Annotated in this window: 14 protein-coding genes; 11 read left to right on the forward strand and 3 right to left on the reverse strand. The window is 56.2% G+C overall.

Annotated features, from left to right (window positions below; all coding sequences use genetic code 11):
• Positions 1–17: 17 nt before the first annotated feature.
• The 11 genes from HP555_RS08120 (at position 18) to asd (ending at position 10,947) form a co-directional block, all read left to right on the forward strand.
• The gene (locus HP555_RS08120; RefSeq protein WP_199261376.1) at positions 18–1,007 is read left to right on the forward strand and encodes a methyltransferase; all 990 of its coding nucleotides are present in this window, start codon (positions 18–20) and stop codon (positions 1,005–1,007) included.
• Between the two features lie 290 nt (positions 1,008–1,297).
• On the forward strand, positions 1,298–2,041 hold the full coding sequence (locus HP555_RS08125; protein WP_199261378.1) for a hypothetical protein: 744 nt from the start codon (positions 1,298–1,300) through the stop codon (positions 2,039–2,041).
• 313 nt (positions 2,042–2,354) lie between these two features.
• Complete coding sequence (locus tag HP555_RS08130) at positions 2,355–3,002, forward strand: DUF480 domain-containing protein (protein ID WP_199261380.1); 648 nt, start codon at positions 2,355–2,357, stop codon at positions 3,000–3,002.
• A gap of 43 nt (positions 3,003–3,045) precedes the next feature.
• Positions 3,046–3,807 (forward strand): LamB/YcsF family protein, encoded by a 762-nt coding sequence (locus tag HP555_RS08135; protein ID WP_199261382.1) that lies wholly within the window; start codon positions 3,046–3,048, stop codon positions 3,805–3,807.
• 6 nt (positions 3,808–3,813) lie between these two features.
• Positions 3,814–4,506 carry a 5-oxoprolinase subunit PxpB gene (gene pxpB, locus HP555_RS08140; RefSeq protein ID WP_199261390.1) on the forward strand — a complete coding sequence of 231 codons (693 nt, stop codon included), beginning with the start codon at positions 3,814–3,816 and terminating at the stop codon, positions 4,504–4,506.
• An 8-nt stretch (positions 4,507–4,514) separates the two neighbouring features.
• Positions 4,515–5,468: a 5-oxoprolinase subunit C family protein gene (locus tag HP555_RS08145; protein ID WP_199261392.1), complete on the forward strand. Its 954-nt coding sequence runs from the start codon at positions 4,515–4,517 to the stop codon at positions 5,466–5,468.
• A 145-nt stretch (positions 5,469–5,613) separates the two neighbouring features.
• Positions 5,614–6,924 carry a histidinol dehydrogenase gene (gene hisD, locus HP555_RS08150; RefSeq protein WP_199261394.1) on the forward strand — a complete coding sequence of 437 codons (1,311 nt, stop codon included), beginning with the start codon at positions 5,614–5,616 and terminating at the stop codon, positions 6,922–6,924.
• Positions 6,911–7,567 carry a 16S rRNA (guanine(527)-N(7))-methyltransferase RsmG gene (gene rsmG / locus HP555_RS08155; RefSeq protein ID WP_199261396.1) on the forward strand — a complete coding sequence of 219 codons (657 nt, stop codon included), beginning with the start codon at positions 6,911–6,913 and terminating at the stop codon, positions 7,565–7,567. The genes hisD and rsmG overlap by 14 nt, the downstream gene beginning before the upstream one ends.
• Before the next feature lie 197 nt (positions 7,568–7,764).
• Positions 7,765–8,847, forward strand: a complete 1,083-nt coding sequence (gene leuB, locus HP555_RS08160; RefSeq protein ID WP_199261398.1) for a 3-isopropylmalate dehydrogenase — start codon at positions 7,765–7,767, stop codon at positions 8,845–8,847.
• Between the two features lie 25 nt (positions 8,848–8,872).
• Positions 8,873–9,790 carry a ribose-phosphate diphosphokinase gene (gene prs / locus HP555_RS08165; RefSeq protein WP_233249112.1) on the forward strand — a complete coding sequence of 306 codons (918 nt, stop codon included), beginning with the start codon at positions 8,873–8,875 and terminating at the stop codon, positions 9,788–9,790.
• A gap of 38 nt (positions 9,791–9,828) precedes the next feature.
• Positions 9,829–10,947 carry an aspartate-semialdehyde dehydrogenase gene (gene asd / locus HP555_RS08170; protein WP_199261401.1) on the forward strand — a complete coding sequence of 373 codons (1,119 nt, stop codon included), beginning with the start codon at positions 9,829–9,831 and terminating at the stop codon, positions 10,945–10,947.
• Between the two features lie 142 nt (positions 10,948–11,089).
• Here the strand turns inward: asd and HP555_RS08175 are convergent, their stop codons facing one another.
• The 3 genes from HP555_RS08175 to HP555_RS08185 form a co-directional block, all read right to left on the reverse strand.
• Positions 11,090–11,662 carry a cache domain-containing protein gene (locus HP555_RS08175; RefSeq protein ID WP_199261403.1) on the reverse strand — a complete coding sequence of 191 codons (573 nt, stop codon included), beginning with the start codon at positions 11,660–11,662 and terminating at the stop codon, positions 11,090–11,092.
• A gap of 256 nt (positions 11,663–11,918) precedes the next feature.
• Complete coding sequence (locus HP555_RS08180; protein ID WP_199261405.1) at positions 11,919–12,803, reverse strand: carbon-nitrogen hydrolase; 885 nt, start codon at positions 12,801–12,803, stop codon at positions 11,919–11,921.
• Positions 12,800–13,825, reverse strand: a complete 1,026-nt coding sequence (locus tag HP555_RS08185) for an agmatine deiminase family protein (RefSeq protein ID WP_199261407.1) — start codon at positions 13,823–13,825, stop codon at positions 12,800–12,802. Before HP555_RS08185 ends, HP555_RS08180 begins: the two co-directional genes overlap by 4 nt.
• Positions 13,826–13,893 lie beyond the last annotated feature (68 nt).

Genomic DNA, 13,893 nt, shown 5'->3' on the forward strand with positions numbered 1-13,893 from the left:
TACAGGAGCAGGGTCAGATGACGATAACCGTGACAAAACTTCTCAAGATGGCCAGTGGTTGCTGGAAACCCTGTACCCTCCATGCCGGAGTGAAACTCGATGTCTTCAGTCATCTGACCCGCAGCCCTATGACAGCGGAGGACCTGGCCGGGCTGCTGGAGGTTGATACTCGCGCTCTGGACATGCTGCTCCATGCCCTGACTGCCATGGAGCTGCTGCACAAAGAGGAGAACCGTTTCCGTGTCACTCCATTCACCGGCGAATATCTTGACCGGCAGTCGCCCAACTATCTGGGACACCTTATCTTACACCACCATTTTATAGCGGATGGCTGGAATCGGCTCGATGAGGCTGTTCGACAGGGAGGACCGGTCCGTCACCGGTCGTCCCGCAATACCGGCAATCTCGAACGGGAAAGTTTTATCATGGGGATGTTCAACCAGGCCTTTCGGATAGCCCCGGAGGTGGTGGCAGCGGTCGATCTGAGTAACCGGCGTCGTCTGCTTGACCTGGCCGGCGGTCCAGGTACCTATGCCATCCATTTTTGCCGGCAATATCCGGAGTTGACCGCAACCATATTCGATCTGCCGACCACCCGGCCCTTTGCCGAGCAGACCGTGGCCCGCTATGGTCTTGATGATCGCATTACCTTTGTCGGCGGCGACGTTGTCACAGATCCGATAGGCAGCGATTTTGATGTGATCTGGCTTTCCCATCTTCTGCATAGTGAGGGGCCGGAAGTCTGTGCCGCTGTAGTTGCCAAGGCAGCGGCAGCACTCACTTCGGGCGGAATGCTGCTGATCCAGGAGTTTATTCTTGATAACAGTCGGATTGCACCGATTCATCCGGTCCTTTTTTCCTTGAACATGCTGATAGGTACACCGGAGGGACAGGCCTATACCGAGGGAGAGCTGGCCGACATGATGTCCCGGGCCGGACTGACCAGGATACAACGGTTGCCGCTTGATCTTCCCAATGGTGCCGGTATTATGCTGGCGGTCCGCTGAACATCTGTCACCCTGCAGGAGGCGGTGTTCACCTTCCGAAGGGAGGTATCGCCTCTTGCCGTCCGGAATCTCTGCACATGCTGTCAGGTTTTTACAGACAGTGGCTGTATCCGGGCTACGAGAGAACGGACAGGGTAAAAAAATAGGAAGAAGCACTGCGAGCGGGAAACCCTGTTTTTTAATCCGCTGCCAGCTGGTGCAGATATTGGCTGCTGTTAACGTCGGGATACGGTTGTAAAGAGAAACAATTCGATGCTGAGCGGGGTTTTTTGATGAATGTCAGAAAGTATATGCAGCCGTTACACGAACAGGGGGCATCGATTTTTTTGCTCTTGCTCTTTGTCGGCGATCTACTGTTCATCGGTTTACATTTTGCCAACCTCAAGTTTCCACTTTTCCGAAGTCCTTTTCTTGATATTATCCTCAATCTTGAAGAGGACAGAGGATATGCCGAGATGTTTCAGTATCTGAAGTACTGCTGGGTCCTTATCCTGTTGCTTCTCATGGTGTGGAAAAAGAAGGTGTGGCAGTACAGTGCATGGATGCCTTTATTTGCATACTTCCTTGTTGATGATTTTTTCCAAATTCATGAGTGGGCCGGAAATCTTTTTGCGACTCATTTTACTTTTGTACCACCCTTTGGGTTACGGCTTGAAGATATCGGCGAGTTGACGGCCTCTGTGATCGCGGGCGGCGTTCTTTTTATACCTCTGCTCTTTGCCTATAGGAGCGCTTCTTCAGTCTGTAGAAAGGTGTTTTTTGATATAGCACTCCTCGTTGTGCTGCTGATCTTTTTTGCGGTTGGTGTTGATATGGTGCACGGGGCAATTGATATGGGCTGGAAGGTCAGTTTTATTCTGGGAGTTATAGAAGACGGTGGTGAACTCCTTTCGATGAGCCTTATTGTCTGGTATGTTTTTCTGATGACCGTTCGTTCTGACACGGATAAAGGGCATCTCTGCGATATGCTCTTTGCGATGGTTAAAAAAGATGCGGCCGACCGGTTGTCGGAGCCATCCAACAGCGCCGTGTAAGGACCTTGTAACAGGGGAACAAAGATAGTGTACCCCGGGTCTGATAGGGGCTGGAACAACAGAAGAGGTGAGAACCTGTTTTGTCTTTATCATAGACAGCTCCTGTTAACAGAGCGGTACCTTGTTTATGGCCGGATAGAGTCGCCCGGGGTATTGGCGGTTATCTATCGTACAGCGGTTTATGGCTGACTCCACTGCTCTGCACACACAAGACCACCGGCACTTTTCTGACCGGAACGGTAATTTCCCTGAACAACAGGTCGATCTACCGGAACATCATCCATACTTTTTATTTCAAAACCAGCAACAGGTCATGAGCACTCATCTTACTATTCTTGAAGTTCGTGTTTTGGGCAGCCTGATAGAGAAGGAACTGGCCACCCCGGAATACTACCCTCTTTCACTCAACGCCTTGCGCAATGCCTGTAATCAGAAGAGTAACCGGTTGCCGGTTATGAATGCAGATGAACAGTCGGTGCTTGAGACGGTGCAGGCTCTGAAGGAACAGCGTATTGTCTATCAAAGTGATGCCGGCAGAGTACCAAAATTCTGGCAGGCCTTTACTAAGGATCATGATCTTGACAACAGAGATGCCGCCCTGTTGAGTGCGCTTCTTCTGCGCGGACCGCAGACACCGGGTGAGCTGCGTTCCCGCACGGTTTCACTCCACCCTTTTGAAAGCCTGGAGGAGGTGGCTGCCGCTCTGGAACATCTGCAGGCTCTGGAGTTAGTGGCGCAGGTACCACGCCGGCCCGGTCAGAAAGAACAACGCTATGTTCACCTGCTTGCTGCCGAAGCATCGCCTGTGGACTTGCAACAGACCGAAGTGGTGCAGGTGGAGCATGCAGCCCTGCAGATGGATAAACGCCTGGCAATGTTGGAAGAAAATGTCACTCTTTTGCAGGAGGTACTTGAAGAGCTGCGGAAAGATATACGTTCTCTCCAGCAGAACCGGATCTAGGAGCGGTCTTGCGGATCTCGCTTTTGTTCAGATAAGGTGGTGCATGCACGTTGATATGAACTGTGACATGGGCGAGGGTTACGGCGCCTATACACTGGGCAAAGACAGCGAGATCATAGGTCTGATCTCATCAGTGAACATTGCCTGCGGTTTTCACGCCGGCGACCCGCAGGTGATGGCCGGAACAGTCAGGCTTGCCCGGGACCACGGTGTTGCCGTGGGGGCTCACCCGGGTTTTCCGGATCTCCTGGGATTTGGTCGTCGGAATTTAGCCTGCAGCCCTGAGGAGATTGATGCGTACCTGACCTATCAGATCGGTGCACTGCAGGCGTTTTGTACAGCTCATCAGTGTCGATTGCACCATGTCAAACCACATGGTGCCCTCTACAATATGGCAGTGGGCAATGAGGCGTTGGTACGAGCCATGGCCAAAACCATTGCCCGCCTTGATGCGGGTTTACGTCTGGTGCTGCTGAGTGGCAGTGATAATACCCGCATGGCCGCTCTTACTGAAGCCGAGGGAGTGACAGCGGTTTTTGAGGCCTTTCCGGATCGGGGGTATACTGCCGAGGGCACCCTTGTACCACGCCGACACCCTGCTGCAGTGCTGCATGACCCTGAACAGGTGGCGGCACGGGCAGTGCGCATGGTCACCGCAGGGGCGGTGCAGACCATTGACGGAACCGAGATTTCCCTGAGCGCACAGACACTCTGTGTGCACGGTGACAACCCGAACAGTGTGCAGATTGCACAGGCCATGCGGCAGCACCTGGAAGCGGCCGGGGTGAGCATACGTTCAATGTGATTTTGCATGGAAGCACTCCAGGTACGCGTGAGCGGCGATCGCCTGCTGATCGTTGAGCTCGGCAAGGGTATCGATCCGGTATGTAATGACCGGGTGCATCGCCTGGCCGCCCTGCTTACCGCTGCGCAACACCCGGCTGTTGAAGCGGTGGTTCCTTCCTACTGCACGTTGGCACTGTACTATGATCCGGAAAAGATCACCTGGCACGCCCTGATTGACCTGCTCAGACGGTGTGCGAGGCGGCTGGAAACAGAACCTGTACCGCAAGCGCACGTTGTTGAGATCCCGGTTTGTTACGGGGGCGTGTTCGGGCCGGATCTTGAGGCAGTTGCCGTTCTGGCCGGTCTTGAGGTGGAAGAGGTGATCCGTCTGCACTGTGCAGGGTACTATCGTATCTATGCGATCGGATTTACACCGGGTTTTTGCTATCTGGGTGGGCTTGATCCCCGCATTCATACTCCCCGTCTGAAGACCCCCCGAGTGCTGGTCCCCGCCGGTTCCGTCGGTATTGCAGGTGGACAGACCGGTGTGTACCCACTGGCCGGGCCCGGCGGCTGGCAGTTGATCGGCCGCACACCGCGGCGGCTTTTTACACCGGACAGATCACCGCCTGTGCCCTATCAACCGGGGGATACGATCTGCTTCCGACCGATCTCTGCAGAGCAGTTTGCCCGACTTGGCGGGGAGGAGCAGGGGTGAGACCGGCAATGCGCGTGGTTCGGGCCGGGCTGGCCGCAACGGTGCAGGATCTGGGACGACCGCAACTAAGACATTTCGGGGTGCCGGTTGCCGGGGCGCTGGACGACTATGCCCACCGGATGGCGAACTGGCTGGTGGGGAACAGGGCTGAGTCAGCCACCCTGGAGATACCACTGCTGGGTCCGGGGTTCGAGATGCTGGTTGAGGCGGATATCGCCCTGTGCGGCGCACGGATGGAGTTGCGGATCAACGGGATACTGCAGCGGCAGTGGCAGACCATCCGGGTTCGGGCCGGTGATTTTCTTGATCTGGGCGGGGTTGTTGACGGGTGTCGGTCGTACCTGGCTGTTACCGGTGGTTTTGCTGTTGAGCCGGTGATGGGCAGCCGGTCAACCTATCTCGGCGGCCGTTTGGGCGGCCTGCACGGTCGTGTTATCCGGGTTGATGACATCCTGCCCCAGAAAGCCGGGCCGCTGCTTTCCCGGAGCCGACGTCTCCCCTGGGAACCGATCTATCCACAGACAGCAGTCCTGCGGGCCATTGCCGGGCCGCACGATCATTGGTTTCAGGAACATGGTGCGGATTTCTGGGGTACACCTTTTGCTGTCAGTTCGCAGAGCAACCGGATGGGCTACCGTTTACTGGGCCCGGCCGTGGTGCGTGACAGCGATGCACCGGCAGGCATTGTGTCGGAACCGGTCATTGCCGGTAATGTTCAGGTACCGGCCGATGGCCAGCCGATTATCGTGCTCAACGAACAGACCATGGGCGGATACACTTGTATTGCCACTGTTATCTCCGCTGACCTTTGGCGGATAGCCCAGGTCAGGCCCGGCGACACCGTGGTCTTTGTGCAGGTGTCGCTTGCCCGGGGACAGGATATCAGCCGACAATGGCGGGTCTTTCTTGAAGATTGCCGGCAGCTGTTGACCGGTGATGGCTCCTGTGTGGCGGCTTTTTGATGTTGACAAGTCCGGTGGCAGGGCATATCAGGCTGTCTTTACTGGTCGTCTTTCCATAAAACACAAACGAACAGGTTGAGGAAAGGCCTACCCGCGCCGATCGTTCCCCACAAGGTTCTGTCGTTTTTTACATGAGGTACATTTTATGATATCACCCGTTCTTCTGAAGACCGCAGAAGGTCGTCAGGTTGCGCTGAAGGTCTGTAACCGGTTCAGTGAGGATACCGACGATGGCTGCCAACAGACAGTTGCTGACATACTCACCAGGGTCAGGCAGGAAAAAGATGCCGCCGTCTTAGACTACTGCCGCCGGTTTGATTGTCCGACAATAGAGCTCTCGACCCTGCGTGTCAGTTCCGATGAGCTTGCCCTGGCCCGGGAGCGTGTGGATGAGGCGTTTTATCAGACACTTCGCTTTGCTGCTGAGCGGATTCGTCATTTTCATGAACGGGAGATGGAGGATTCCTGGCTGTTGACCCGGGACGACGGCACGATCACCGGGCGGCTGGTTCGACCGGTGGACTCTGCAGGTCTGTATGTACCGGGCGGCAAAGAGGGCTCGACACCGCTGGTTTCCTCGGTGCTGATGAACGGTATCCCGGCACAGATTGCCGGTGTTGCCCGTCGGGTGATGGTCACCCCGCCCGGTCGTGACGGTGGGGTGAGTCCGGCGTTACTGGTGGCAGCCCAGGAGATCGGTATTGATGAGATCTATAAGGTCGGTTCGGCCTGGGCCATCGCCGCCCTGGCCTATGGTACCGATGTTATTCCCCGCGTTGATGTGATTGTCGGTCCGGGAAATCAGTATGTGGCCGAGGCCAAGCGGCAGGTCATGGGACGGGTGCGCATTGATATGCTCGCCGGGCCCAGCGAGGTGCTCATCGTTGCCGATGAAACCGCTGATCCGGCTTTTGTTGCCGCTGATATGCTCGCTCAGGCCGAGCACGACCCGCAGGCCCTGGCCGTGGTCATCACCACAAGCCCTGCACTTGCCGAGGCGGTGGGCAGGGAGCTGGAGCGTCAGCTGCCTCTTCTGTCCAGGACTGAAATTGCCCGGACAGCCCTGATCGACCGGGGGCTGATCATGGTGGCGGACAGTATGGGCGAGGCTGTTGAGCTTGCCAATGAGATTGCCATTGAACATCTGGAGCTGCAGGTTGCTGATCCCTGGCAGTGGGTTGCTAGGATCCGCCATGCCGGTGCTGTCTTTCTCGGCTCCTGGACACCGGAAGCTGCCGGTGATTATGTTGCCGGTCCGAACCATGTACTGCCGACCATGGGGATGGCCCGGATCTCCTCGGCGCTCGGTGTGGAGACGTTTTTGAAGAAGAGCTCTCTCATCAGCTACAGCAGGGAGGCACTGCAGGCCGATGCGGTTCACATCCAAAGGCTGGCCGAGCTTGAAGGGCTGACAGCCCACGCCAATTCAGTGGTTGTTCGCCTTGAGCGAAAGTAACCGGCGTCTGCTGCTGGACGGAGCCGCACAGCTGGGTATCAACCTGGAGCCGGCTGCCTGTGAGCGGCTGCAGGTATATCTGAACGAGCTTATGAAGTGGAACCAGCGGATCAACCTGATCGCCCGCAACACCGGCGAACAACAGGCCATAGAGATTCATTTTCTTGATTCGCTGGCCCTTCTCCCTCTGCTGACCCGAACGGACGATGCGGTGCATCTGCTGGATGTGGGCAGTGGTGCCGGTTTTCCCGGGCTGGTGTTAGCCTGTGTGCTGCCGGAGGCGCACTTCACCCTGGTGGAACCACGCCAAAAACGGGTGAGTTTTTTACGTCACCTGATCCGCCTGCTGGAGCTGCGCAATGCCGAGGTGGTTGCCGATCGGGTCGAGGCCCATGCTGCGGCCTGGCATGGACGTTTTTCCCATGTCACCAGCCGGGCGGTGGCTGAACCGGGTGTCTTCTTACAGTTGATCCATCCCCTGGTCACACCGGCAACAGGGGTTATCCTCATGCTGGCCCGAAAGGAGCCGTTGACACGTCTGAGCGAGGCCGGTGTCAGTGGTTGGCAGATTGTTGAAACCATCCGCTTTACCCTGCCGTTTTCCGAAGCACCACGTCTGTTGGCTGTTGTTCACTCTGGTTGAGCGTGCAGCCGGACGAAGCCAAACACGAAACACAATGGCTGAGCAGAGCCGGCAGGCAGCCAGGCGGCTGTTTTTCTGCGTGTACTTCGTTCACCGGTTAGTTTGTCAAGGTTGACACCAGGGATGGCAATCTGGTAGAAATTGGTTTCTTTTCCATGAAATTTTAACGGCTATTTCGTTTGCATACAGGGATGAATATGACACACAACATTGCAGTTTTAGACGGTGACGGCATCGGACCGGAGGTGATGGCGGAAACCATCAGGGTGCTGGATGCGGTACAGCAGAAGTTTGGTTTTTCGTTACATTACACCCATGCCGATGTCGGTGGTATTGCCATTGACAACCACGGCGAGGCCCTGCCTGCCTCGACCCTGCAGGTGTGTGAGACCAGTGAGGCGATTCTCTTCGGTTCGGTGGGCGGTCCCAAGTGGGAAGATCTGCCGCCGGAGCAACAGCCGGAACGGGCTGCTCTGCTGCCGCTGCGTAAGCATTTTGACCTGTTTTGTAACCTGCGACCGGCCAAGGTGTTCAAGGCGCTGGTCGGTGCCTGTCCGTTGCGGCCTGATATTGTCGGGAACGGCTTTGATGTCTTAGTGGTCCGTGAGCTGACCTCCGGTATCTACTTCGGTCAACCAAAAGGGCGCGAGGGCAGCGGCCCGGATGAGCGTGCCTGGGACACCAAGGTCTACACTCGCGCTGAGATTGAGCGTATCGCCCGCATGGCCTTTGCCGCGGCTCAGCTCCGGCGCAAAAAGGTAACCTCTGTTGACAAGGCCAATGTGCTGACCTGTATGGTGTTCTGGCGTGAGGTGGTGAAAGAGGTGGCAGGAGAGTTTCCCGACGTTGAACTCAACCACATCTACATTGACAACGCCACCATGCAGCTGGTCAAGGATCCGCATCAGTTCGATGTCATGCTCTGCGGCAACATGTTTGGCGATATCATCTCCGACGAGGCGGCCATGCTGACCGGTTCCATGGGTATGCTGGCCTCTGCCAGCCTCAACAGCTCCAGGTTCGGCCTGTATGAGCCTGCCGGTGGATCGGCTCCGGATATCGCCGGCCAGGGTGTTGCCAACCCCATTGCACAGATCCTGTCGGGAGCGATGATGCTCAAGTACAGCCTCGGTTATGAGCAGGCCGCCACAGCCATTGAAGAGGCTGTTGCTGCAATCCTTGCCAAAGAGATCATGACGCAGGATATCGTCACCCCCGGTGTTACTCCGGTATCGACGTCTGTCATGGGGGATGCGATTGTCCGTGAAATTCTGACCTAGCTGTTCCATATGGAGGTGGGGTGTGGTGCAACGAGAAAATATAGTTCTCATTTCCAACCGTTCGGCAGCCGACATGGCTGTCAAAGTCAGTCTGGAGCTGGGGGTGCCGGTGACGCAGATGGACGTCCGCACCTTTGCCGACGGTGAGCTGTACCATGCCTTTCCCTGTGATATCGCTGGTTGTGATCTGGTGATCATTGCCAACACAGAAGACGACAGCGCCCACCAGGAACTGATCGATCTGATTGCCGGTGCCCGCTACTGGAATGCCCGGTCGGTCAATGTCGTCATTCCCTACCTGGGGTATTCAACCATGGAGCGGGCCAAACCCGAATCTGGTGAAATTCCCAAAGGTATCACCCGGACCCGGCAGATTTTCCGGGCACGGCCGGATTATGTCGCCTTTCTCGATCTCCATTCAGAGTCGGTCATGCACGCCCACACCGGCGAGGTTCGCACCCGCCACCTCTGGACAGAGCAGGTGGCAGCGGCAAAGATCCGGCGGATGGAGCTGACCGATATTGTTCTGGTCTCACCAGACTACGGTTTCTCCAAGAGGGTGGCACGGTTGGCCGGCCTGCTTGACTGTCCGCATACTGCTGCCAACAAGGATCGGTACGACATTGACAAGACCATTGTCGGTCAGCTCTCCGGAGCGGTAAAGGGGCGTCATGCCATTATCTGTGACGACATGATCCGAACCGGCGGTTCTATGCTGCAAACCGTGGATCGTTGTTGCGAGGCCGGTGCGGTGAGTGTCATGATGATGGCCACCCATCTGATTCTGGCCGGTGATGCCCGCGAGCGATTTGTTGACAGGGGGATCAGCTGCATCATCGGCGCCGATACCTATCCGGGACGAACAAGCGACGATCTGCTCCGAGTGTATTCAGTGGCTCCGGTCATTGCCGATGAGTTGAAAAGGTATTTCCGCCTGCACTGAGTCAGGTATAACACGATGAACAACAGCAAAAGGAAGCTATGAAAAAAGTAGGTATTGTTGGATGGCGCGGCATGGTCGGCTCGGTGCTCATGGAGCGAATGCGGCAGGAAGGGGATTTTCAGGGGTATACACCCTGTTTTTTCTCCACCTCCCAGGCGGGACAGGCTGGTCCTGAGGTCAACGGGACGGTGTATGAGTTGCTTGACGGCACCAACGTTGCCCTGCTGGCTGATATGGACATTGTTGTTTCCTGTCAGGGCGGGAGCTACACCGGCGAGGTGTATCCGCAACTGATGGCCGCGGGGTGGTCCGGTTATTGGATCGATGCGGCCTCCAAGTTGCGTATGGATGATGATGCGATCATTGTTCTTGATCCGGTCAACCGTCAGCTCATTGACGAGGGATTGGCCCGGGGAATCAAAAAGTATATCGGCGGTAACTGTACGGTCTCACTTATGCTGATGGCCCTGGGAGGCCTGTTTGAGCAGGGTTGGGTGGAGTGGATCAGCAGCCAGACGTACCAGGCCGCCTCCGGTGCCGGTGCCAAAAACATGCGGGAGCTGGTCAGTCAGATGCGGCTTGTCGGTGAAAATGCGGAAAACCTGCTCGATGATCCGGCCGCCGCAATTCTTGATCTTGACCGGAACGTGGTCGAAACATTACGGAACCCGATATTTCCGGTGAGCAACTTCGGAGCACCGCTGGCCGGCAGTCTTATTCCCTGGATCGATACAGCCATGGAGAACGGGCAGACCCGGGAAGAGTGGAAGGGTGGGGCTGAGAGCAACAAGATCCTCGGCCTTGCTCCAGGAGAAATTCCAGTGGATGGCTGCTGTGTGCGTGTCGGTGCCATGCGCTGTCACAGTCAGGCCTTTACCATCAAGCTGAAGAAAGACGTGCCGCTGGCGGAAGTTGAGCAGGCTGTTGCCGAGCACAACCAGTGGGTGTACCTGGTGGAGAACACAAGGGAGCAGACCCTGAGGGAGTTGACACCGGCCCGGGTCACCGGTACTCTTGATATACCGGTCGGTCGTCTGCGTAAGATGAACCTTGGCACCAAGTATGTCAGCGCCTTTACCGTGGGTGATCAGTTACTTTGGGGAGCTGCTGAACCGGTGCGACGGATGCTGAAGATTGTTCTGGAATATCTGGGGTAGGCCGATACCTGACAGGTGTTGCTGCACTTTTTTTCGCGGTCTGCTGTAAGTCTAAAAAGTCGTTTCCATCGGAAACGACTTTTTTTGTTGGGGCTGTCTGACCAACACCTGGAACAAGCGAGGCATGAAGTCCGGGGCAAAGTTATCTGATGTCGAGTTCGGCCATGGCCTCCTGATCGCCGTTATAGATGCCGCAGCCTATGACAACCTCGGTGCCATTGGCCATGGTGCATCTTTTGACATAAGAGACCTTGCGGGTAAGATTTTTTGTGCCGGGAATCGGCCAGTAGTAATCCACCCAGCCGTGGCCGATCTCATTGGCAATGGTGTTCATCACCGCAAAAAAGGGTTTACCCTTTTCGTCCCTCAGATCGATAAAGTCATTGCCCTCCATCTTGTACTTGATGGGATGCATCAGCATCTTTGCATCCTGCAGCCTGTGAATCCAGATATATGTCCCTTCAAAGATAAATGGACTGTCTTTGCCCTTGAATTTAGGGAAGATCGCCGGGCCCTCCTTTTCCAGGAGTGCACAGGCCTCCTCCACCTTGGTGATAATGGTTGCCGGTGAGGTCGGGGTTTCTTTGGCCGTTGTCCTGATATAGGCCTCAGACTCTGCAGCAAGTTCTTTGGAGCTGAGTTGTGCTCCGCCCGGAATAACGGTCAGGAAGAGTATGAAGAGAGTACAGCTTAGCTTGGCCGGAAAATACTTCACATCAACCTCCATGAACAAAAAGTCGACAGAAAACGACTTCTGCGTTGCGCCTCAAACAGCAGTATTCTGTTATTGCTGAACAGTTCAGTCGACAAGTAGAAGCCTGATTGCCTTATGCACTGTCTGATCATTCGTAGACAGCTCTATTCATAGATACAAAAGACGAGCAGTTGCGTCAAGAAAGCTTAAAGGGCTGCACCACTGGTGGGGGAATGATCCGTGTAAAAGCATGGCTCCATTAGCCCGCACCATGCTTTTAATCGCAATACCGGCGGACAAGATCACCATAGGCGTCAGTACGGCGATCCCGGAAATAGGGCCAGATACGGCGAACCTGCTCACTGCGTTGCAGATCAAGATCTGCCGTCAGTACCTGTTCCTGATCTGTTGCAGCCACGGCCAGCAGTTCGCCCTGGCAACCGGCCACAAAACTGTTTCCCCAGAACTGAGCACCGGCTCCGGCACCGGAGGGATCAGCCTCAAAGCCGACCCGGTTGACACTTACCACCGGAATGGAGTTGGCAACGGCGTGGCTGCGTTGAACTGTCACCCAGGCATCCCGCTGTCGGTTCTGCTCTGTTGCCGAATCGTTGGGATCATAGCCGATGGCTGTGGGATAGATGAGGAGTTCTGCACCGGCCATGGCCATGAGCCGGGCCGCTTCCGGAAACCACTGGTCCCAGCAGATCAACACACCCAGGCAGCCCAGGGAGGTGGTGATGGGGGTAAAGCCGAGGTCACCCGGGGTGAAGTAGAATTTTTCGTAGTATCCGGGGTCATCGGGGATGTGCATTTTGCGGTATCTGCCGGCCACACTGCCGTCAGTCTCCAGTACCACCGCGGTATTGTGATACAGGCCGGGTGCACGGCGTTCAAAAAGCGAGGTGACAATCACCACCCCGAGTTCTCTGGCCGCAGCACCAAATCGGGTGGTGCTCGGTCCGGGGATGGGTTCGGCCAGGTCAAAACAGCTGGTCTCTTCAGTCTGACAGAAGTAGTGGCTTGTGTGCAGCTCCGGCAGTACGATCAGCTGTGCTCCCTGGGCAGCTGCCTCGTGAATGCCCTGCAGGGAACGGGCGATGTTTGCCTCACAGTCTGTGGTGCAGCGATGCTGGACTATACCTAAACGAACGGTTTTCATGATAACACTCCCCGGGGAAGCTGCATGGTGACGCAGTGTAGCGAACCATGCTGATTGATGAGTGGGCGGCAGTTGATGCCGATGGTTTCCCGGTCCGGAAAAAGACGGGCAATGGTTTCTAGGGCTGCTGTGTCCTGAGGAATCCCGTAGGTCGGTACCAGCACCGCACGGTTGATGATCAGAAAGTTGGCATAAGTGGCGGGCAGACGGTGACCGTCCGGAGCAAAACAGGGTTGCGGCCAGGGAAGGGGGACCAGTTGGTAAGGTTGGCCATCAATGGTCCGCAAAGCGCGCAGCTCCTGTGCCATGGCTGCCAGCGTAGTGAAGTGTTCGTCGTGCGGGTCGTCACAGCAGACATAGGCAATGGTGTTGTCGGGACAGAACCTGGCCAGGGTATCGATGTGGGCATCGGTGTCATCACCGTACAGAGACCCGTTGTTCAGCCAACAGAAACGCTTTACTCCCAGTAGGTTGCCCAAGGTCTGTTCAAGGCTGTGCCGGTCAAGGTGGGGGTTACGATTGGCACTGAGCAGGCATTTTGTTGTGGTCAGCACTGTGCCGGCACCGTCACTGTCAATACTGCCGCCTTCAAGCACCAGGCCGGGAACTCGCACCGTGTTTTTACCAAAGGCGCCCTGTGCTGCCAGTTGAGCCGTAACCAGGGTGTCGTGATGTGCGGCGAACTTCAACCCCCAGCCGTTGAAGCCGAAGTCGTACAGCACGGGCTGGTTATTTTCATACACAGTGATCGGCCCGAAATCTCGTGACCAGGTGTCATTGGTGGGTATACGGTAAAGGGTAAACCGGTCGGGGCTGATCCCGGCCCGGCGGAGCTGCTCTTCTGCCGGGATGATGGCAGGTGTCACAATCACCAGCTGTTCATATCGGCTGATGGCTCGGGCAATCTCAACGAACACTTTTTGGACCTGTACCAGGGTATCGTGCCAGTCGGTTTTTGCATGCGGCCAGGCCAGCAGCACGCCGTCCTGTTCTTCCCATTCGGCGGGTAGGCGTCTGTTCAACGTGGGACTCCTGAGTCAGAGGGTGATACGATAGGGTTTGCAGGATGCAAATTTAGCCGATCTGTGGT

It is taken from the genome of Desulfobulbus oligotrophicus, from assembly GCF_016446285.1.
Classification (GTDB): domain Bacteria; phylum Desulfobacterota; class Desulfobulbia; order Desulfobulbales; family Desulfobulbaceae; genus Desulfobulbus; species Desulfobulbus oligotrophicus.

What these genes read in the sequence shown, in the direction of transcription:
- HP555_RS08135 (WP_199261382.1), top strand. Translation starts at nt 3,046, where the DNA reads ATGCACGTTGATATGAACTGTGACATGGGCGAGGGTTACGGCGCCTAT.
- HP555_RS08180 (WP_199261405.1), bottom strand. Translation starts at nt 12,803, where the DNA reads ATGAAAACCGTTCGTTTAGGTATAGTCCAGCATCGCTGCACCACAGAC.
- asd (WP_199261401.1), top strand. Translation starts at nt 9,829, where the DNA reads ATGAAAAAAGTAGGTATTGTTGGATGGCGCGGCATGGTCGGCTCGGTG.
- leuB (WP_199261398.1), top strand. Translation starts at nt 7,765, where the DNA reads ATGACACACAACATTGCAGTTTTAGACGGTGACGGCATCGGACCGGAG.
- HP555_RS08120 (WP_199261376.1), top strand. Translation starts at nt 18, where the DNA reads ATGACGATAACCGTGACAAAACTTCTCAAGATGGCCAGTGGTTGCTGG.
- hisD (WP_199261394.1), top strand. Translation starts at nt 5,614, where the DNA reads ATGATATCACCCGTTCTTCTGAAGACCGCAGAAGGTCGTCAGGTTGCG.
- HP555_RS08145 (WP_199261392.1), top strand. Translation starts at nt 4,515, where the DNA reads ATGCGCGTGGTTCGGGCCGGGCTGGCCGCAACGGTGCAGGATCTGGGA.
- pxpB (WP_199261390.1), top strand. Translation starts at nt 3,814, where the DNA reads ATGGAAGCACTCCAGGTACGCGTGAGCGGCGATCGCCTGCTGATCGTT.
- HP555_RS08130 (WP_199261380.1), top strand. Translation starts at nt 2,355, where the DNA reads ATGAGCACTCATCTTACTATTCTTGAAGTTCGTGTTTTGGGCAGCCTG.
- HP555_RS08125 (WP_199261378.1), top strand. Translation starts at nt 1,298, where the DNA reads ATGCAGCCGTTACACGAACAGGGGGCATCGATTTTTTTGCTCTTGCTC.